The organism is Methylocella tundrae, from assembly GCF_901905185.1.
GTDB lineage: Bacteria > Pseudomonadota > Alphaproteobacteria > Rhizobiales > Beijerinckiaceae > Methylocapsa > Methylocapsa tundrae.
The window spans coordinates 467018-487387 of record NZ_CABFMQ020000001.1 but is presented as its reverse complement, the minus strand read 5'-3'; the positions used below and the strand labels follow the sequence as shown (position 1 = coordinate 487387).

The window sequence follows — 20370 nt, the reverse complement described above, 5'->3', positions numbered from 1 at the left end:
CATCAAACAACAGGAGCACGACATGCCGCTTTTAACCATCAAGCCGTCAGGAAAGACAATCGAGGCCGCCGAAGGAACCACGCTTCTCGACGCGTTGCTCGCCGCCGGGGAAAAGATCGTCTCGAAATGCGGCGGCGAGGCGAAATGCGGGGCTTGCCATATCTTCGTGCTCGAAGGCCGCAAGGGCATTTCCAAGATGGGCAAGCTCGAAAACGAAAAGCTCGACACAATCGTCGGCGTCGGTTCGAAATCGCGCCTCGCCTGCCAGGCCCATTTCGGGACCGAGAACGTCACGGTCGAGATGTTGAGCTTCGTCTGAACAGATTAGACGCCCGCTAAATTGACCACGTCATTTCCGGGCGTGATTGCAGTTTGAAGGCCTCACGCTCCAGTAACGACATCGAAAGGATCTCGACATGACCGCCGCCGACACGCTCATCATTCATGTCCGCTTCGCACCGGACGGCTCAGTGACAGAAATCGGAGAGAGGCCCTCGGGGCTTGATGCGCAGCAATGGTTCAACCGGCTGAGCGATAAGGCTGGAAGCTCCTTCCAGGCGCTTTCGGGCGGCCGCGGATTTTTCCGTCTCGGCACAGAAGTCGTCACCGCGCTGAAAGCGGCCGCGCTGCAATGAGTTCGGGGCCGCGCAGCGGTCCAGCACAGGGAGAAGATGAATGCTCGGTGAAATTCACGCGGCCATCGACCGCGGCGATGTGGTTCCCTATCTCGGTCCCGGCGTGCTGGCGCTAGCGGGCGAGGACGGCCCGTTGCCTTACTCACCGGAAACGCTAGTCGGGAAGCTGACTGCGGCCGCGACCGTCCCACACAAAATTCGCAACAACCTGACGGCCACGGCGCAATTCATCGAGAACTTCAAACACCGCAAGACGGTGACGTCCGTCATGACCAAGACGTTCGAGCAACCCGCGTCTCCAACCATCCTGCATCAATGGCTGGCGGCGCGCCCCAAATTGCCTCTCCTCGTCAGCGCGTGGTACGATGATCTGCCGCAAAAGGCTCTCGCGGGCCGGAGCGCCTGGGGAATGGCGCAGGGCGTCAGCCAGGCCGAACATTTTGGCGAATGGGTGCATTATTTCCGCCCGGACGGCAGCCGCATCCCTGGCGTCCGACGCGTTCTTGACGCCTCAGGCGCCAAGGCGCCGGCGGAGGCGCCGGAAGAGACACTAAGCTGGACGACGCTTCTCTATCAGCCGATCGGTTCCGTCTCGCCAGCGGCCAATTTCATCATTTCGGACTCGGATTATGTCGAAATCCTTACCGAAATCGACATTCAGACGCCGATACCCGAAGCCGTTCAGTCGATCCGGCGCGGCAAGAATTTTCTTTTCCTCGGCTGCCGTTTTTCGAGCCAATTGGAGCGGAGTTTTGCGCGGCAGATTATGAAGCGCTCGTCTGATCGTCACTGGGCTGTATTGCCAGGCGCCCTGACCCGCAACGAAGAAAGGTTTTTGCGCGAGCAGAACATCACCCGCATAGATATGCCCCTCGACGGCTTTGTCGCGAAATTGACAGCGAACGCTGCAAGCAATCCCGAACTGGCGACGATCTGACAAGAACGGAGCGAAAGGCCTCCGGCTTTCGAAGCAGATATCGAGGATCAGGAGAAAGAGCTCCATCTGCCCAAGAAGACTTGACCTGCAGCGCAGCGCAAGGCGCGCATGAACCGGCCTCAGAGCCTGATCAATCAATGATTTGGTCAGGCTCTTGCTTTGACTACTCTGGCAGGATGTGCCGGCCAGCGATCCGCCACACACCCACGCCGATGAGAAGACTCCCGGGCATTCGGCTGAGGCTCCCGCTTGCCTTCCTCAGGGTGTTTTGAGAACCGTGAGCGGTATGGCAAAGCCGACGCGTCGCCCGAGCAGAACGTCGACCTTCTCCCGAACGGACTCGATCGTCAGCGGCTTGGCCAGAACCCCGTGCGCGCCGGAGGCGAGGCACTGCCGCGCAATCTCATCCTTGGCCGAATCCGCGACTACCAGAATCTTCGCTCCAGGTATGCGCTCGCGAATTTGCGACAGCACGCTGACGCCTTCGCCTTGCACGATCGAAACGGCGAGCAAAATCAGGTCTGGTTTGCTTTCAGCGGCCTTGGCGAAGGCCGGCTGCAAACCAGGCACCTCATGCGTCTCATTTTCATCATGCAACATGAATTGCAGGGCGGCGCGGATGATTTCGTCGTCGTCGACAACGAAGATCCGCTTGTTTTCGATAGCTCGCGATGTCTCAACGCCGATCTGCATTTGCGCTCTCTCCTCAATCCGCACACGCCCGACGGTTGCAAGTTGCATACCGCAGGACCGACGTTGAAGATCGCATGACGAGGAAGCGTCGTTCCGTGCGCCTTTGCCCGCGCGCGAGCCTTGCGGGATGTTTTCTTTCATACGAACAAACGACACGAATGTCGGCTTTGAGACAAGCCCCAGAAGACCTTGCTTCATCGCTATTTCTACCGTCATAACAACGCTTTAACACCTACACAACGGCTTGGCACGACGCTTGCGAAATAGGGTCTGCGTCAGGCGGGCGAATGCCGCGAAGGCACAACTCGGGGAAACGCACTTCGGCGCCCTGCAACGCGCGACGTCATCATCAAACACGTTGTCGGCCACGTTTTCCGGCGCCGATAGAATTAAAGGGATCAAGGAGCAATCAATGTCAGACCTTCGACAGATCGCATTTTATGGCAAGGGAGGCATCGGTAAGTCGACGACCTCACAGAACACCCTCGCGGCCCTTGCCGCCATGGACCAGAAGATTCTCATCGTCGGCTGCGACCCGAAAGCAGATTCCACCCGCCTCATCCTTCACGCCAAGGCGCAGGACACCATCCTGAGCCTTGCCGCCGAAGCCGGCAGCGTTGAGGATCTCGAACTCGAAGACGTGATGAAGGTCGGCTTCCGCGACATTCGCTGCGTCGAGTCGGGCGGTCCGGAGCCAGGCGTCGGCTGCGCCGGCCGCGGCGTCATCACCTCGATCAACTTCCTCGAGGAAAACGGGGCTTACGACGGCGTTGATTATGTTTCCTATGACGTGCTCGGCGACGTGGTGTGCGGCGGTTTCGCCATGCCCATCCGCGAGAACAAGGCGCAGGAAATCTACATCGTCATGTCCGGCGAAATGATGGCCATGTACGCCGCCAACAATATCTCCAAGGGCATCTTGAAATACGCCAATTCGGGCGGCGTTCGCCTCGGCGGGCTCGTCTGCAACGAGCGTCAGACCGACAAGGAATATGAGCTCGCCGACTCGCTGGCGAAGAAGCTTGGCACCCAGCTCATCTACTTCGTGCCGCGCGACAACATCGTCCAGCACGCCGAGCTGCGCCGCATGACGGTCATCGAGTATGCGCCGGACTCCGCGCAAGCGGAGCACTATCGCACCCTCGCGCAGAAGATCCACGCGAACAAGGGCAACGGCGTGATCCCGACCCCGATCACGATGGACGAACTCGAAGACCTGTTGATGGCGCATGGCATCATGAAGTCGGTCGACGAATCGCAGGTCGGCAAGAGCGCCGCCGAACTCGCCTCCGCCTAATCACCAGCGGGGCGCCGACCGCAGCGCGCGGAACCGGCGCCTCCCTACCGATCAACGGATTTCGAAAGGTGCGACCATGAGCCTGGCGCCAGCTGAATCAATCGAAGACATCAAGGCCCGGAACAAGGCCCTCATCAAGGAGGTCCTTGAAGTTTACCCGGAGAAGACCGCGAAACGGCGCGCCAAGCACCTTGGCACGTTCGAGGAAGGCAAGCCCGACTGCGGCGTTAAATCAAACATCAAGTCGATCCCCGGCGTCATGACGATTCGCGGCTGCGCTTATGCCGGCTCGAAGGGCGTTGTCTGGGGCCCGATCAAGGACATGATCCACATCAGTCACGGCCCTGTCGGCTGCGGACAATATTCCTGGGCCGCCCGCCGCAATTATTATATCGGCACGACCGGCGTCGACACCTTTGGCACGATGCAGTTCACCTCCGATTTCCAGGAAAAGGACATCGTGTTCGGCGGTGACAAAAAGCTCGCCGCGATCATGGATGAGATCCAGGTGCTGTTCCCGCTGAATAAGGGCATCACCGTTCAGTCTGAATGCCCGATCGGCCTGATCGGCGACGATATCGAGGCTGTGTCCAAGGCGAAGTCGAAGGAATACGCCGGCAAGACGATCGTTCCCGTCCGTTGCGAAGGCTTCCGCGGCGTTTCCCAGTCTCTCGGCCACCACATCGCGAACGACGCGGTTCGCGACTGGGTGTTCGATAAGCAGGAAGGCAAGCCCGCCCGCTTCGAATCGACGGACTACGACGTCGCAATCATCGGCGACTACAACATCGGCGGCGACGCCTGGTCCTCGCGCATCCTGCTCGAAGAGATGGGCCTTCGCGTTATCGCGCAATGGTCTGGCGACGGCACGATCGCCGAGCTCGAGGCGACCCCTAAAGCAAAGCTGAATGTGCTGCATTGCTACCGTTCGATGAACTACATCTCGCGCCACATGGAAGAAAAGTACGGGGTTCCGTGGGTCGAGTACAACTTCTTCGGACCGACCAAGATCGAGGAATCGTTGCGCAAGATCGCGAGCCATTTCGATGACAAGATCAAGGAAGGCGCAGAACGCGTCATCGCCAAGTACCGCGCTCTGACGGACGCCGTCATTGCGAAATACCGGCCGCGCCTCGAAGGCAAGACTGTGATGCTGTTCGTTGGCGGCCTGCGCCCGCGCCATGTCATCGGCGCTTACGAAGATCTCGGAATGGAGATCGTCGGAACGGGCTATGAATTCGGCCACAACGACGACTATCAGCGCACGACCCACTACGTGAAGGACGGCACGCTGATCTATGACGACGTGACCGGTTACGAATTCGAAAAATTCGTCGAAAAGGTCCAGCCCGATCTTGTCGGCTCGGGCATCAAGGAAAAATACGTGTTCCAGAAGATGGGCGTTCCTTTCCGCCAGATGCACTCCTGGGACTATTCCGGCCCCTATCACGGCTACGACGGCTTTGCGATCTTCGCGCGCGACATGGACATGGCGATCAACTCGCCCGTCTGGAAGCTCGCCAAGACCCCTTGGGCCGCCTGAACTGAACTCATCCCGCGCTCTCTTCAGTGAGAGCGCGGCTCCGACTGCGGAACTGGAAAAGGATCAACCATGCCACAGAATCCTGACAACGTTCTCGACCACTTCAACCTGTTCCGGCAGCCGGAATATAAGGAAATGTTCGAGAACAAGAAAAAGAACTTCGAGAACCCCGTCCCGGACAGCGAGCTCGAGCGCGTTCGCGAATGGACCAAGACCGACGAATATCGCGAGAAGAATTTCGCCCGCGAAGCGCTGACCGTCAATCCGGCCAAGGCCTGCCAGCCCCTCGGCGCCGTCTTCGCCGCTGTCGGCTTTGAAGGAACGATTCCTTTCGTTCATGGATCGCAGGGCTGCGTCGCCTACTACCGCAGCCATTTCTCCCGCCATTTCAAGGAACCGACGTCCTGCGTCTCCTCGTCCATGACGGAAGACGCCGCCGTTTTCGGCGGCCTCAACAACATGATCGACGGCCTCGCCAACACCTACAACATGTACAAGCCGAAGATGATCGCGGTGTCGACGACCTGCATGGCGGAAGTCATCGGCGACGATCTTAACGCCTTTATCAAGACAGCGAAAGAAAAGGGTTCGGTCCCGCAGGAATATGACGTTCCTTTCGCCCACACTCCGGCGTTCGTCGGCAGCCACATCACCGGCTACGATAATGTGATGAAGGGCGTTTTCGAACATTTCTGGGACGGCAAGGCGAAAACCGCGCCGGCCCTGCAGCGCGTGCCGAACGAGAAGATTAACTTCCTCGGCGGTTTCGACGGCTACACGGTCGGCAATTTGCGTGAAATCAAGCGCATCTTCAAATCAATGGACGTCGAGTACACGATCCTCGGAGACAACAGCGACGTGTGGGACACGCCGACGGATGGCGAGTTCCGCATGTATGACGGCGGCACGACCCTCGAGGAAGCCGCCAATGCCCTGCACGCCAAGGCGACGATTTCGATGCAGGAATTCTGCACTGAAAAGACGCTGCCCTTCATCGCCTCGAAGGGCCAGGAGACTGTCGCCTTCAATCATCCGATCGGCGTGCGCGGAACGGACGCTTTTCTGATGGCCGTGTCGCGCATCACCGGCAAGCCGGTCTCCGCGGAGCTCACCCGTGAGCGCGGCCGTCTCGTCGACGCAATCGCGGATTCGAGCGCGCACATTCACGGCAAGAAATTCGCGATCTACGGCGATCCCGATCTCTGCCTCGGCCTTGCCGCGTTCCTGCTCGAGCTCGGCGCCGAGCCGACCCATATTCTGTCCACCAACGGCGGCAAGGCATGGGCGGAAAGAGTCCAGGCGCTGCTCGACAGCTCGCCCTTCGGCAAGGACTGCCACGTCTATCCGAACAAGGATCTGTGGCACATGCGCTCGCTCCTGTTCACCGAGCCGGTCGATTTCCTCATCGGCAACACCTACGGCAAATATCTCGATCGCGACACCGGAACGCCGCTGATCCGTATCGGCTTCCCGATCTTCGACCGGCATCACTATCACCGTTATCCGGTGTGGGGCTATCAGGGCGGCATGAATGTGCTGGTCTGGATCCTCGACAAAATCTTCGACGAGATCGACCGCAACACAAATGTGGTGGCGAAGTCGGACTACAGCTTCGACATCATTCGCTAACAAAAGGATGCGCGGCGAGATTGTCCTGTTGCGCATTTCCGCAACATTCGACACGCGCCGAGCGCTGATCTCTCGGCTCCATCGCGCCGGGCCTTGTCCCCGGTCGCGATGGAGCCGCGACGCCTGAAGCGCGATAGAAAAGAATGCGCAACTTGTCTGATCGAACGGCTCACCCGTGAAGAATGTTCCTCCGGGCGGGCGCGGCTCCGGGTTTCGAAGGAGGTCTCTATGACGTCGTTGGCGAATACCGTTCAGGAAGTCTTCAACGAGCCTGCCTGCGCGAAGAATCAGGCAAAGTCCGAGAAAGAGCGCAAGAAGGGCTGCACCAAGCAATTGCAGCCAGGCGCCGCCGCCGGGGGCTGCGCCTTCGACGGCGCGAAAATCGCGCTACAGCCGATCACCGACGTCGCGCATCTTGTGCACGGTCCGATCGCCTGCGAGGGAAATTCCTGGGACAATCGCGGCGCCAAATCGTCCGGCTCTCAGCTCTATCGCACCGGCTTTACGACAGACATTAACGAAACCGACGTCATCTTTGGCGGCGAGAAGCATCTCTTTAAGTCGATCAAGGAGATCATCGAGAGATATGACCCGCCGGCCGTCTTCGTCTATCAGACTTGCGTGCCCGCGATGATCGGCGACGACATCGGCGCAGTCTGCAAGGCCGCCGCCGCGAAATTCAACAAGCCTGTCATTCCGGTGATCTCTCCTGGCTTTGTTGGTCCAAAGAACCTCGGCAACAAGCTTGCGGGCGAAGCGATCCTCGATCACGTCATTGGAACGATTGAGCCCGAATATACGACGCCCTATGACATCAACATTATCGGCGAATACAATCTCTCCGGCGAATTGTGGCAGGTGAAGCCTCTGTTCGACGAGCTTGGCGTCCGTATCCTTTCCTGCATCTCGGGCGATGCGAAATATAAGGAAGTCGCGTGGTCACATCGCGCCAAGGCGGCGATGATGGTCTGCTCCAAGGCGATGATCAACGTCGCACGGAAAATGGAGGAGCGCTACGATATCCCCTTCTTCGAGGGCTCTTTCTACGGCATCGAGGACACCAGCGATTCCCTGCGCGAAATTGCCCGCCTCCTGATCGAGAAGGGGGCTCCCGAGGAATTGATGGTCCGAACCGAGGCGGTGATCGCGCGCGAGGAGGCTAGAGCGTGGGCGTCGATCGAGCCCTATAAGGCCCGGCTCAAGGGCAAACGCGTTCTCCTCATCACTGGTGGAGTCAAATCCTGGTCGGTGGTCGCGGCGCTGCAGGAAGCGGGTTGTGAACTGGTCGGCACCAGCGTCAAAAAATCGACAAAAGAGGACAAGGAAAAGATCAAGGAGCTGATGGGTCAGGATGCTCATATGATCGACGACATGACCCCGCGCGAAATGTACAAAATGCTGAAAGACGCGCGCGCCGACATCATGTTATCGGGCGGACGCTCGCAGTTCATTTCACTGAAAGCGAAGATGCCGTGGCTCGACATCAATCAGGAGCGTCACCACGCCTATATGGGCTATGTCGGCATGGCCGAGCTCGTCAAGGAGATCGATAAGGCGCTCTACAATCCCGTGTGGGAGCAGGCGCGCCGCCCCGCTCCCTGGGATGACGCCAGTGCTCCCGTCGATCCCTTTGGCGACGTCGACGGCATGGCCGTCGCGGCCGAGTGAGGGCGACGGCCATGGCTACGGTCCGAAAATCATCCAAGTCCTGCACGGTCAATCCGCTGAAGATGAGCCAGCCGATGGGCGGCGCGATGGCTTTCATGGGGATCAAGGACTGCATGCCGATGCTGCATGGATCGCAAGGCTGCACGTCCTTCGGCCTCGTGCTTCTCGTCCGCCACTTCCGTGAGGCCATTCCGTTGCAAACCACGGCAATGAGCGAGGTAGCGACGATCCTCGGCGGCCTTGAAAACGTCGAACAGGCGATCGTCAACATCGTGAAAAAAGGCAAGCCGGCGATGATCGGCATTTGCTCGACCGGCGTCACCGAAACGAAAGGCGATGACGTCGACGGCTACATCCGTCTCATTCGCAACAAGCATCCGGAGTTTGCCGATGTCGAACTTGTCTATGTTTCAACGCCGGATTTCAAGGACGCTTTTCAGGACGGCTGGCCGAAGACGGTTCTTAAGTTGATCGAAGGTCTCGTGCCGGAAGATCGGGACGGCGTCGTGCGTGATCCGCGCCGCGTCAATGTCCTGCCGGGTTGTCACCTGACGCCGGGGGATCTCGACGAATTCCGCGATATCGTCGAGGATTTCGGCCTGCTGCCCTATTTCGTACCGGATCTCTCCGGCTCGCTTGATGGGCATATCCCGGACGACTTTACCCCGACGACGCTTGGCGGCTCATCCGTCGAAGATATCAGGACGATGGGACGCGCCACTCTGACGATCGCGCTCGGCGAGCAGATGCGCGGTCCCGCCGAAGTGCTCGAGCGCCGGACCGGCACGCCATTCCATCTCTTCGACAGGCTGACGGGGCTTGGCCCCAACGACGAGCTCATGAGCCTGTTGTCCCGCATCAGCGGCCGTCCGGTTCCTCTCAAATACCGCCGCCAGCGGGGCCAGCTTGTCGACGCCATGCTCGACGGACATTTCTTTTTCGGCGGCAAGCGGATTGCGATCGGCGCCGAACCGGATCTCCTTTGGAACATCGCCGGCTGGATGACGGATCTCGGCTGCAAGATCGCCGCCGCCGTGACGACCACCGAATCGCCCGTGCTCGAGCGTCTTCCGGTCGAAACCGTGCTGATCGGAGACCTCGAAGACCTCGAATCGGCGGCCGTGGGATGTGATCTCCTCGTCACCCATTCGCACGGGCGCCAAGCCGCCGAACGTCTCAACATCCCATTCTTTCGCGCAGGCGTGCCGATGTTCGACCGCCTCGGCGCGGCGCACGAAATCTCGGTCGGCTATCGCGGCTCGCGCGATCTCATCTTCGAGGTCGGAAACATGTTCATCGCGGCGGCCCATGAACCGACAGCAGACAGTTGGCGGACGGAGCCCGCCCCCTCCGAAGCCGGCCTCCCTATTCCGGCGCATTAGGCAAGCATCGTCACAGGCAAGGGCTCAGACAAAATGGAGGCGTTATGAAAGTCGCATTCGCAACCCAGGATCTAAAGCGGGTCGACGCCCATTTCGGCTGGGCCAAGAACATCATGGTCTACGATGTCACGCCCGATGGCCACGCATTCGTCGAAACCTTCGAGTTCCAGGGCGATTTGCAGGAAGACGGCAACGAGGACAAGCTGGGACCGAAGCTCGACGCGATCAAGGATTGCACGATTCTTTATGTCGCTGCGATCGGCGGATCAGGCGCGGCGCGCGTCGTCGCCCAGAATATCCACCCGATGAAGGTCAATCAGCCCGAGGAAATCCCCGGCCTGCTCGACAAGCTGCAGGTCGTGCTCAAGGGCGCGCCTCCGCCATGGCTGCGCAAGGTCATGATGAAGGGTCAGGAACGCAAGTTCGAATTCGAGGAAGAGGTGTAAGATGGTTGAGGCAATGACCCTCGCGAGCGACACGGCGATCGACACGCCGTTCGTCAAGGAGCTTATCAAGCAATGGCGAGCGCAGGACACGCACGGCGCCTGGGACAGAAAGAGTGATCTTGATCTGCTGGCGCCCTACATCATCGACAAGGAAGCGCGCCGCCAGATCCCGATCATCGGCGACCCGGATCCCGAGACTCTGTGGCGGCTCGAGCTCTTCTACAACGCGGTCGGCCTCGCGATCGAGCGGGGCACCGGCGCGATGGTGTCGCCGATGATGAAAATGAGCCACGAAGGCTTCGGTCGTCTGGTTCTCATGGCCGGCCGGCTCGTCGTCGTCAACAAGCAGTTGCGCGACGTACATCGCTTCGGCTTCCCGACGCTGGAGAAACTCGCCGAGGAAGGCGCGAAACATGTGCAGGCCGGAATCGAGATGATCCAGAAGTATCCCGAAGTCGTGAATTACTAGAGCCCGTTTGACGCGTGTTCTCCAAGGCGTTCGCCGCCTTGGAGAACATGTGAGCAATCGAAGGAGGAAGCCGTGAGCTCCATCGAAGAAGTGAAGGCCGAGATCAAGAAACTGTCGCCCAGAGCGACGAAAATGAAGATGGCGTTGCACGATCTATCCGAGGACCTGCCAATCAACTGGACCAGCATCATGACCGTCGCTCAGCAGGCCCATGACGCCTATGCGGCGCTCGAGGCGGCCCGCGCAAAGCTCAAGGCCCTGGAGGAAGCGTGATGGCGGAGCATAAGACCCGCGACGGCTCGAGCTGGACGCCTTCCTATCTCACCGCCATCGATCCCGTCACATGCATCGGCTGCGGCCGGTGCTTCAAGGTTTGTCCGCAGGGCGTGATGACGCTCTACGGCGTCGACGAAGACGGCAAGATCCTCGGCGCCGTAACGCAGGACGATGACGATGACTTCGATGGAGACCTCAATCGAAAGATCATGGCTGTGGAACATGCCGGTTCATGCATCGGCTGCAACGCCTGTTCGCGAGTCTGCCCCAAGAACTGCCAGACTCACGTGCCGGCGGATGCTCTTCCGGCGTGAGCGGGATGGCCGCGACGCCGGAGCAAAGCTTGTCGCCCTCATCCGCGGCGCAGCCCGCGCCCGAGCCCGCCAGCCTCTATCGCTCTCTCCTCAGCGCACCGACGCCATGCTCCACCGCGGCGCCGTTTACGGCTCACGTCTTCGCGTGCATTCTTTCCATTGGGGTTTTCGACGCCTACCAGCATGAGACCTCAGTCAGCGCGGCCATCGGACTGAATCGCGCCCAGATCGAAGCATTGACGCGCAACTGGCTCCCCGCCGCCTCTGCTCACATTGATCTTCGCGCGGAGCCGGAAACAGCGCCCTTCGATGATGAAGAAGAGCAGCTGCAAGGCCTGCTGACCTCGCATCAGGCGGACGCCGCGCCCGAAAGCGTCTGGCTCACGGCGATTGTTACGCGCCGTTCGATGCTGGACAATCATCTCTGGCAGGATCTCGGACTTTTCGATCGGGGCGATCTCAATCGACTGATGAGCGAGCGCTATCCCGTCCTCGCGGCGAGAAACGCCTCCAATATGAAATGGAAGAAGTTTCTCTATCGCTCGCTTTGCGAGATGGAAGGCTTCACGCTATGCACCGCGCCAAGCTGTCAGGAATGTAGCGATTTCGATAATTGCTTTGGCGATGAATCGGGCGAAAGCTCCCTCGCCCGAATCCGCCGCGATCTATCGCGCGCGGTCTGACCCGCCATTCGGCTTCCGGACTTCGATGCCCGGCTTTCTCCAGGCCATGCGCTTTGTCGCAATCCCGACAATTGATTGAATTCAGACACTTCCCCGCCGATGCGCTAATCGTAGTCTTTCCAATACGTTAGCGCATGGCACGCGTATTGCGAAACGCCGCCTGAAACATCTGCAAACGCAAGGGAATTCCACCATGATCCAGCTTACGGACGGTGCAGTGAATGCGGTGCGGTCGGCGATCGAGGGAGCGGGTCAGCCGGTAGAGGGGCTTCGCATCATGGTTGAGGCAGGCGGGTGCGCCGGCATGAAATATATGATGGGGCTGGTCGCCGATGTGAACCCGAGCGACATTGTCGTCGAGCGTGACGGCGTCAAGGTCTACGTCGACGAAGCGAGCCTTCTGCACCTCGAAGGAACGACGGTCGACTTCGTGATGGGTCTCGAAGGATCCGGCTTTACGTTCGACAATCCGAAGGCCACGGCCAGCTGCTCCTGCGGCAAATCCTTTAGCTGAGCGCCGACGCGCGGGGAATGGCCATGTGGGACTACAGCGAGAAAGTCAAGGACCACTTCTTCAATCCGAAGAACGCCGGCGTTCTTGACGGCGCCAACGCTGTCGGCGAAGTCGGCGCACTGTCCTGCGGCGACGCGCTGAAGCTGATGCTGAAAGTCGATCCGGTGACGCAGGTGATCATCGACGCGCGATTCCAGACGTTTGGCTGCGGCTCCGCGATCGCATCTTCGTCGGCGCTGACTGAACTCGTCATCGGCAAGACTCTCGATGAATCGGCGACGCTGTCCAATCAGGATATCGCCAACTTTCTCGGCGGCCTGCCGCCTGAAAAAATGCATTGCTCAGTGCTGGGATACGAGGCGCTGCAAGCCGCCATCGCCAATTATCGCGGCGAGCCCTGGGCCGAAAGTCTCGACAATGGGGCCCTCGTCTGCAAATGCCTCGGCATCGAGGAAGGCGTCATCAAGCGCGCGATCAAGACGAACAAGCTGACGAGCATCGAGCAAGTGACGGCCTACACAAAGGCTGGAAGCAATTGCCTCACATGTTTTGATCAGATCGAAGAGATTCTCGCCAATGTCAACGAAGAGCTCGTCGCCGAGGGGCTGATCGCTGAGCGTGACGCCTATCGAACGAGGGCGTCCATCGCCTTCGAGATCAACGCAAGAGCCAAGGTCGCGGCAAAGGCTCAGCAGGCGGCGTCCCAGCCTGCGAAAAGCGAAATAACCGCGGTCATGCAGAGTTCGCCGCTGGCCCCCTCGCCACTGCCGCTGGTCAGCTCCGGAATGACAAACCTGCAAAGAATCAAGCTGATCGAAGAGACGATTGAGGAACTGCGGCCCTTCCTGCGCAAGGACGGCGGCGACTGCGAACTCGTCGACGTCGATGGCTCGAACATCCTCGTGAAGATGTCCGGCGCGTGCGTCCTCTGCAAGCTTTCGAGCGCGACGATCACCGGAATCCAGGAGCGGCTGGTGGCCAAGCTCGGCGTCCCCTTGCGCGTCATTCCTGTCGGCAAAGGCGCTTTCGGCAAGGCCGGACATTGAGGAGAGAACCATGAAAGCGGTCTATCTCGACAACAATGCAACCACCCGCGTCGATCCCGCCGTGGTCGAAACGATGTTGCCGTTCTTTACCGAACAATTCGGCAATGCGTCGTCGGCCCATGCGTTCGGCGCCAGCGTCGGCGGCGCGCTCAAGACCGCGCGCAAGCAGCTACAGGAGCTGCTCGGCGCCGCCCACGACCACGAAATCGTCTATACGTCCGGCGGAACCGAAAGCAACACGACCGCGATTCTTTCAGCCATCGAGGCGCTGCCCGGCCGCGACGAAATCGTGACGAGCCAGGTGGAACATCCATCGGTGCTTCAGCTTTGTCAGCATCTCGAAAAGACAGGGCGCGCCAAGGTTCATTATATCGGCGTCGATCGTCTCGGACGTCTTGATCTCGACGCTTATCGCGCTGCTCTATCAGACAAGGTTGCGCTCGTATCGATCATGTGGGCCAACAATGAGACCGGCACGATCGTTCCCGTCGAAGGCCTCGCTGAACTGGCCAAAGGCGTTGGCGCGCTGTTCCATACCGACGCGGTGCAGGCGGTCGGCAAGGTCCCCGTTTCCCTCAAGGATAGCGCCATCGATATGCTGTCGCTTTCTGGCCACAAGCTGCATGCGCCGAAGGGAGTTGGGGCGCTCTATGTCAAGCGTGGCGCCCGTTTCAAGCCGCTCCTTCGCGGCGGCCACCAGGAGCGCGGCCGTCGCGCCGGCACCGAGAATATCCCGGGCGTCATCGCCCTCGGCAAGGCGGCCGAACTCGCGATCCTGCGCCTCGCGGATGAACAGGGCCGCGTGAAGGATCTGCGCGACCGCCTCGAAAAGGCGATTGTGCAGAGCGTGCCCCATTGCTTCGTCAACGGCGACCCGCACGATCGTCTGCCCAATACATCCAATATCGCGTTCGAATATGTGGAAGCCGAAGCCATTCTTCTGCATCTGAACCGCGCCGGGATCGCTGCTTCCTCAGGGTCCGCCTGCACGTCAGGCTCGATTGAGCCGAGCCATGTCCTGCTGGCGATGAGCATCCCCGTCACCGCCGCGCATGGCGCGATCCGGTTCTCTTTGTCGCGCGACAACAGCGCCGAGGACGTCGAGCGCGTGATTGAGGTGATGCCTGGGATCATCGAGAAGCTGCGCGCGCTTTCGCCTTTCGGGGCTGAGGGCGGCAAGGAAACATCCGAATTCAAGCCACAGTATGCGTGAGGCATGACGATGTCTGGCGATCATCCCCGCATCTCCATCAATGACACAACCTTGCGCGACGGCGAACAGGCGCCTGGCGTCGCCTTCTCCGCGCGCGAAAAGCTGGCGATCGCACGAGAGCTGGCGGCGGCTGGCGTCGACGAGATTGAGGCCGGCACGCCCGCGATGGGCGCAGACGAAATCGACGCCATCGCCGCCGTCGCCGCGGATGGCTTGCCTTGCCGGGTCGTCGCCTGGTGCCGTCTGACAAAAGGGGACGTCGACGCCGCTATTTCGGCGGGCGTCAGCCATGTGAATATCTCCGCGCCGATGTCGCGCCTGCAGATGAAAGTCAAGCTTGGCGCGGATGTGGAAGACATCGTGTCGCGCGTGCGCGCTGTCGTCGGCCACGCCATCGGCCGCGGCCTCACCGTCGCCCTCGGCGGCGAGGATTCTTCGCGCGCGGACCCGCGCGACATCGGCCGCATTGCGCGCGCCGCGGCGTCGGAAGGCGCGAGCCGATTGCGCTTTGCCGATACGATGGGCGTCCTCGATCCATTCACGACATTCGACGCTGTGCGCCGCGTGCGCGAGGAGACGGATGTCGCTGTTGAATTTCATGGTCACGACGACCTCGGCCTCGCCACAGCCAACACACTCGCGGCGTTGCGCGCCGGAGCGAGCCACGCCAGCGTGACAGTACTCGGCCTTGGCGAACGCGCAGGCAATGCAGCGCTCGAAGAGGTCGCGATGGCGCTTGGGCGCGCGGTCGCTGGATGCAGCGCAATCAATCCGCTCCGTTTGCGGGCCCTCGCGCGCCTCGTCGCGCATGCCGCCAACCGACCGATCGGACGCGCCAAAGCGATTGTCGGCGCCGACATTTTCACGCATGAATCGGGCATTCACGTCGCGGCGCTCATGAAGGACGCCCGCGCCTATCAAGGCATCGACCCGGCGACTCTCGGGCGGCAAAACAAGGTCGTGATCGGCAAGCATTCGGGTCTGTCCGCGATCACCGGGCTTTGCGCTGAGCTCAGCCTCGATCTCGATCGCGAACAGGCGGCCGAGGTGTTGATGCTGGCAAAACGCCATGCGCTCCTCAGGCATCGGCCGCTCGGGCGCGGGGATGTTGCAGGGCTCGTTGAAGAGGTTCGCAGCGGATCGCGACGGGCGTCGACGAGAATCACTGTGACGGGAGCGTCAGCATGAGCGCCGTGAGTTTGACGACGACAGAAGGCCGCGCGTCAAAAGACCTGAGGCGCATGATCCGGCAGGATATCACTTGCGTGCATCAACGCGATCCCGCCGCGCGCAACACATTCGAAGTCGCTCTGCTTTATCCCGGCGTTCACGCCATCATCTGGCATCGGCTCGCACATCGCCTTTGGACCGGAAACTACAAATTCCTTGCGCGCAGCCTCTCTTTTTTGGCGCGCTTTCTGACCAATGTCGATATTCATCCAGGCGCCGTCATCGGCGAACGGTTCTTCATTGATCATGGCGCGGGAGTTGTTATCGGCGAGACGGCGATCGTCGGCGACGACGTCACCCTCTATCATGGCGTAACGCTCGGCGGCTCCTCCTGGTCCGCGGGCAAGCGGCACCCGACCGTTGAAAACGGCGTGCTCGTCGGCGCGGGAGCCAAAATCCTCGGCGACATCACGATCGGACGCAATGCGCGGATCGGCGCCAATTCCGTCATCATCGAGGATATCGCGCCCGAGGCGACCATCGTCGGCATCCCCGGCAGACTGGTTCGCAAGTCACACAGACGGTTGAGGCCGGACGGCCGCATTGATCTCGAGCATCATCTGATTCCCGATCCGGTCGCCGACGCCATGGCGATTTTGATCGACCGCATCGGATTTCTGGAGGCGCGTCTCGGACATCTGCAACAACGCGTCGGCGGTGGTTTGGCCGATAAGGCTCATATGCAATCTAAGGAGGATCAGGCGCTATGAACGCTCTCGACCAACTACGTAAACTCTCATCCGCCGAGGATTTCTTCGACGCATTGGGCGTCAGCTACGATCCCGCGGTCTTGCGCGTCGCTCGCCTTCATATCCTGCGTCGAATGGGAGAGTATCTTTATCACAGTGAATCGGGCGTCGGCACCGACGACGAGGTCTGGCTGGCCTGCCGCGCCTTTCTCGAAAACGCCTACCGCGATTTCGTGGAGTCATCGCCAATCGAGCAGCGCGTCTTCAAGGTGCTGAAGGACGCCGTCAAACCCAAGGAAGAGCCGAAAAAGCCTTTCGTGCCTTTGAGCACGCTGGTCGTCGGCTCACCGGACATGGAGCGTTCAGGGTCTCTTTGAACGATTTGGAGGAATTAGATCATGCATATCCTCGTCTGCATCAAGCAGGTGCCGGACAGCGCTCAGATCCGGATCAATCCGGTGACACAGACCATCATGCGCCAGGGCGTGCCGACGATCATTAATCCATATGATCTATTTTCGCTCGAAGAGGCGTTGCGGCTCCGGGAGAAGCATGGCGGGGAAGTCACCGTGCTCACCATGGGGCCTCCGATGGCATCGGAATCGCTGCGCAAGGCGCTCGCCATCGGCGCGGACCGCGCCGTGCTCCTGACCGACCGCCTCTTCGCCGGATCGGACACGCTGGCGACGAGCTATGCGCTGGCGCAGACGATCGGCAAGATCAGCGACATGTTCGGCGCCCCGGACATCGTATTCGCAGGCAAGCAGACGATCGACGGTGACACGGCGCAGGTCGGGCCCGGCATCGCAAAGCGCCTCAGCCTCCTCCAGCTCACCTATGTCGCCAGGATCTCCGAATGCGATCCGGATCGGCGCGAAGTCGTCGTCGAACGCCGCTCGGAAGGCGGCGTGCAGCTTCTCAAAACCAGGCTGCCCTGCCTCATCACCATGCTTGAGGGCTCGAACGAAGTCCGGCGCGGCGCGATGAAGGATGCGCTGCGGGCGGCGCGCGCGGAAATCATAACCTGGAGCGCCAAGGACGCAGGAATCGAAGACCCGACGAAATGCGGGCTCAAGGGATCGCCGACCGTCGTCAAAAAAGTCTTCGCGCCGCCGCCGCGCTCGGAGCGCGCCATTCTCGTCAAACCCGGCGACTCCGCCTCGCAGGACGCCGAGAGCCTCATCAAGACCTTGTTCGAAAGGCAGCCGGCGCTCGAACAGGATCTCGCAAAATCGGCCGCTGGATACTGAGGAGATCGCCATGTCCGACAAGCCCGCAGCCCCGGCGGCCCCGAGCCGGGCCTCCATGAAGAAAGAGCTCCCGGAGCATTTCCGGGGCTACAAACACGTCTGGGTGTTCATCGAGATCGAGCGCGGCGCCGTACATCCGGTTTCCTTCGAACTTCTCGGCGAAGGCCGCAAGCTCGCCGACAAGCTTGGCGTGGAACTCGCCTCGGTCATTGTCGGAGCGCCTGGAGGGGCGACGAGACAGGCGGCGCAGGAGACCTTCGCCTATGGCGCCGACCTCGCCTACCTGGTCGAGGATGAGATCCTCTCCGACTATCGTAACGAGCCCTATTCGCAAGCAATGACGCAACTCGTCAACGCGCATAAGCCTGAGATTCTATTGCTTGGAGCGACGACGCTCGGGCGCGATCTCGCAGGCTCTGTTGCGACGACGCTGCTGACCGGCCTCACCGCCGATTGCACCGAGCTCGCGGTTGACGCCGACGGCTCGCTGGCCGCGACGCGCCCAACCTTTGGCGGCTCACTTCTGTGCACCATCTACACGCTGAACTATCGTCCCCAGATGGCGACGGTGCGGCCCCGCGTGATGGCCATGCCGGAGCGCCTCGAAGGCCGCCAGGGACGGATCATCGAGTTCAAGCCTGATCTCGACGAAGACAAGATCCTCACCAAGATCCTGAAATTCATCCCCGACCGCGATAGCGCCAAGTCCAATCTCGCTTACGCCGACATTGTCGTCGCCGGCGGCCTTGGCCTGCAAAGCGCCGAGAATTTTCAGCTCGTGCGCAATCTCGCGAGCGTCCTCGGCGCCGAATTCGGCGGTTCGCGGCCGCTCGTGCAGAAAGGCTGGATCGGATCGGACCGGCAGATCGGGCAAACCGGCAAGACGATCCGCCCAAAACTCTACATCGCGGCCGGAATCTCAGGCGCGATCCAGCATCGCGTCGGCGTCGAGGGCGCTGACTGCATCGTCGCGATCAACACGGACAAGGACGCGCCCATCTTCGGCTTCGCTCATCTTGGCATCGTCACCGACGCCATCCGGCTGTTGCCGGCTCTCACCGAAGCCTTCCGGAAGCGCCTGTCGCCGCATGGCCGAGACCGGCTAGCAGGCTGAGCCCTGAGGAGAGTTTGAGATGATCGAGGAAAAATTCGACGCAATCGTCATCGGGGCCGGCATGGCCGGCAACGCCGCCGCGCACACCATGGCCTCGCGCGGACTGAAGGTGCTGCAGCTCGAACGGGGTGAATATCCCGGCTCGAAGAACGTGCAGGGCGCGATCCTCTATTCCGAGATGCTCGAGAAGATCGTGCCAGAGTTTCGCGAGGACGCGCCGCTTGAGAGGCATCTGATAGAGCAGCGTTTCTGGATGATGTCGGAGCGTTCACACACCGGCATGCATCACCGCTCGGACGACTTCAACGAAGAAAAGCCGAACCGCTACACCATCATCCGCTCGCAGTTCGACCGCTGGTTCTCGAAGCAGGTGCAGGCGCAAGGCGCGCTCGTCATCTGCGAGACGACCGTCACCCAACTCGTCAGCGACGCCTATGGCAAGGTCATCGGCGTGCGCACGGACCGTGACGGCGACACCATCTTCGCCGACGTCGTGGTTCTCGCCGAAGGCGTCAGCGGCCTGCTCGGCGCCCGCGCGGGTCTCAGGCAAACGCCGAAGCCAGATCATGTCGCGCTTGCCGTCAAGGAGATGCACTTCCTGCCGCAGGAGACGATCGAGGCGCGCTTCAACCTCAAGGGCGACGAAGGCGTCGTGATCGAGGCGGTTGGCTCGATCTCCAATGGCATGACCGGCATGGGATTCATCTACACCAACAAGGAATGCCTTTCGATCGGAATTGGCTGCCTCGTCTCCGATTTCGCGGAGAAAGGCGAGACTCCTTATGGGCTGCTCGAAGCGTTCAAGAGGCATCCTTCGGTCGCGCCGCTGATCCAGGGCTCCGAGGTGAAGGAATATGCCGCGCATCTTATTCCCGAAGGAGGCTACAAAGCCATCCCCGAGCTCTTTGGCGACGGCTGGGTCGTAGTCGGCGACGCGGCGCAATTGAACAACGCGATCCATCGCGAAGGCTCGAACCTCGCCATGACGTCAGGCCGTCTCGCTGGCGAGGCGATCTTCCAGGTCAAGTCCCGCCGCGATCCGATGACGAAGCAAAACCTCTCTCTCTACAAGAGCCTGCTCGACAACAGTTTCGTCATGAAGGACCTCAAGAAATACAAGGATATGCCTGCGCTCCTGCATACCAACTCGAAGAACTTCTTCCTGACCTATCCGCAGCTTGTGTCGAAAGCGATGGACAGTTTCCTGCGCGTTGACGGCTCGCCAAAGGTCGAAAAGGAGAACGCATCCATCCGCGCCTTCGTCAAACAGCGGACATTAAGGGGGCTTTTCGGCGACGCCTTCAGATTAGCGCGCGCCTGGCGCTAAGGAACTGACGGGAGA

At 60.6% G+C, this 20370-nt stretch carries 23 protein-coding genes; 22 read left to right on the top strand and 1 reads right to left on the bottom strand.

Features of this window, described 5'->3' with window-relative positions; genetic code table 11:
* Positions 1-22 precede the first annotated feature (22 nt).
* The 3 genes from MPC4_RS02085 to MPC4_RS02075 all read left to right on the top strand — a co-directional run bounded on the left by MPC4_RS02085 (position 23) and on the right by MPC4_RS02075 (position 1572).
* Positions 23-319 (top strand): 2Fe-2S iron-sulfur cluster-binding protein, encoded by a 297-nt coding sequence (locus tag MPC4_RS02085; RefSeq protein WP_134489482.1) that lies wholly within the window; start codon positions 23-25, stop codon positions 317-319.
* A 97-nt stretch (positions 320-416) separates the two neighbouring features.
* On the top strand, positions 417-635 hold the full coding sequence (locus tag MPC4_RS02080; protein WP_174511040.1) for a hypothetical protein: 219 nt from the start codon (positions 417-419) through the stop codon (positions 633-635).
* A 40-nt stretch (positions 636-675) separates the two neighbouring features.
* Positions 676-1572: an SIR2 family NAD-dependent protein deacylase gene (locus tag MPC4_RS02075; protein WP_174511039.1), complete on the top strand. Its 897-nt coding sequence runs from the start codon at positions 676-678 to the stop codon at positions 1570-1572.
* A 258-nt stretch (positions 1573-1830) separates the two neighbouring features.
* On the opposite strand, the gene MPC4_RS02070 is transcribed toward MPC4_RS02075, so the two are convergent.
* Positions 1831-2265: a response regulator gene (locus MPC4_RS02070; protein WP_174511038.1), complete on the bottom strand. Its 435-nt coding sequence runs from the start codon at positions 2263-2265 to the stop codon at positions 1831-1833.
* Positions 2266-2677: 412 nt separating this feature from the next.
* Between MPC4_RS02070 and nifH the strand changes: the two genes are divergently transcribed.
* From nifH to MPC4_RS01975, 19 genes are all read left to right on the top strand, one after another.
* A complete protein-coding gene (gene nifH / locus MPC4_RS02065; protein ID WP_134489490.1) occupies positions 2678-3562 on the top strand; it encodes a nitrogenase iron protein in 885 nt (294 codons plus the stop codon).
* Positions 3563-3638: 76 nt separating this feature from the next.
* Entirely contained in the window at positions 3639-5105 is a 1467-nt protein-coding gene (nifD, locus tag MPC4_RS02060; RefSeq protein WP_174511037.1) for a nitrogenase molybdenum-iron protein alpha chain, read from the top strand.
* A gap of 69 nt (positions 5106-5174) precedes the next feature.
* Positions 5175-6734: a nitrogenase molybdenum-iron protein subunit beta gene (gene nifK / locus MPC4_RS02055; RefSeq protein ID WP_134489494.1), complete on the top strand. Its 1560-nt coding sequence runs from the start codon at positions 5175-5177 to the stop codon at positions 6732-6734.
* 228 nt (positions 6735-6962) lie between these two features.
* Positions 6963-8402, top strand: coding sequence for a nitrogenase iron-molybdenum cofactor biosynthesis protein NifE (nifE, locus tag MPC4_RS02050; protein WP_244628787.1), 1440 nt, complete (start codon positions 6963-6965; stop codon positions 8400-8402).
* An 11-nt stretch (positions 8403-8413) separates the two neighbouring features.
* Entirely contained in the window at positions 8414-9784 is a 1371-nt protein-coding gene (nifN, locus tag MPC4_RS02045) for a nitrogenase iron-molybdenum cofactor biosynthesis protein NifN (protein ID WP_174511036.1), read from the top strand.
* A gap of 44 nt (positions 9785-9828) precedes the next feature.
* Positions 9829-10230, top strand: a complete 402-nt coding sequence (nifX, locus tag MPC4_RS02040) for a nitrogen fixation protein NifX (RefSeq protein WP_174511035.1) — start codon at positions 9829-9831, stop codon at positions 10228-10230.
* A gap of 1 nt (position 10231) precedes the next feature.
* On the top strand, positions 10232-10699 hold the full coding sequence (locus MPC4_RS02035) for a NifX-associated nitrogen fixation protein (protein ID WP_174511034.1): 468 nt from the start codon (positions 10232-10234) through the stop codon (positions 10697-10699).
* Positions 10700-10771: 72 nt separating this feature from the next.
* Positions 10772-10972 (top strand): CCE_0567 family metalloprotein, encoded by a 201-nt coding sequence (locus MPC4_RS02030; RefSeq protein ID WP_174511033.1) that lies wholly within the window; start codon positions 10772-10774, stop codon positions 10970-10972.
* A complete protein-coding gene (gene fdxB, locus MPC4_RS02025; protein ID WP_174511032.1) occupies positions 10972-11289 on the top strand; it encodes a ferredoxin III, nif-specific in 318 nt (105 codons plus the stop codon). Before MPC4_RS02030 ends, fdxB begins: the two co-directional genes overlap by 1 nt.
* A gap of 29 nt (positions 11290-11318) precedes the next feature.
* Positions 11319-11972, top strand: coding sequence for a nitrogen fixation protein NifQ (locus MPC4_RS02020; RefSeq protein WP_244628786.1), 654 nt, complete (start codon positions 11319-11321; stop codon positions 11970-11972).
* Between the two features lie 193 nt (positions 11973-12165).
* Positions 12166-12486 (top strand): HesB/IscA family protein, encoded by a 321-nt coding sequence (locus MPC4_RS02015; protein ID WP_134489507.1) that lies wholly within the window; start codon positions 12166-12168, stop codon positions 12484-12486.
* Positions 12487-12509: 23 nt separating this feature from the next.
* The gene (gene nifU / locus MPC4_RS02010; protein ID WP_174511031.1) at positions 12510-13532 is read left to right on the top strand and encodes a Fe-S cluster assembly protein NifU; all 1023 of its coding nucleotides are present in this window, start codon (positions 12510-12512) and stop codon (positions 13530-13532) included.
* 10 nt (positions 13533-13542) lie between these two features.
* A complete protein-coding gene (nifS, locus tag MPC4_RS02005; protein ID WP_174511030.1) occupies positions 13543-14745 on the top strand; it encodes a cysteine desulfurase NifS in 1203 nt (400 codons plus the stop codon).
* Positions 14746-14748: 3 nt separating this feature from the next.
* A complete protein-coding gene (locus tag MPC4_RS02000; protein WP_244628785.1) occupies positions 14749-15933 on the top strand; it encodes a homocitrate synthase/isopropylmalate synthase family protein in 1185 nt (394 codons plus the stop codon).
* Positions 15930-16685, top strand: a complete 756-nt coding sequence (gene cysE, locus MPC4_RS01995; protein ID WP_174511029.1) for a serine O-acetyltransferase — start codon at positions 15930-15932, stop codon at positions 16683-16685. The genes MPC4_RS02000 and cysE overlap by 4 nt, the downstream gene beginning before the upstream one ends.
* Complete coding sequence (nifW, locus tag MPC4_RS01990) at positions 16682-17041, top strand: nitrogenase stabilizing/protective protein NifW (protein WP_174511028.1); 360 nt, start codon at positions 16682-16684, stop codon at positions 17039-17041. Before cysE ends, nifW begins: the two co-directional genes overlap by 4 nt.
* Positions 17042-17062: 21 nt before the next feature.
* On the top strand, positions 17063-17914 hold the full coding sequence (locus tag MPC4_RS01985) for an electron transfer flavoprotein subunit beta/FixA family protein (RefSeq protein WP_174511027.1): 852 nt from the start codon (positions 17063-17065) through the stop codon (positions 17912-17914).
* 10 nt (positions 17915-17924) lie between these two features.
* Positions 17925-19028, top strand: coding sequence for an electron transfer flavoprotein subunit alpha/FixB family protein (locus MPC4_RS01980; RefSeq protein WP_174511026.1), 1104 nt, complete (start codon positions 17925-17927; stop codon positions 19026-19028).
* A gap of 19 nt (positions 19029-19047) precedes the next feature.
* The gene (locus tag MPC4_RS01975; protein WP_134489521.1) at positions 19048-20355 is read left to right on the top strand and encodes an FAD-dependent oxidoreductase; all 1308 of its coding nucleotides are present in this window, start codon (positions 19048-19050) and stop codon (positions 20353-20355) included.
* The last annotated feature ends 15 nt before the right edge of the window (positions 20356-20370 follow it).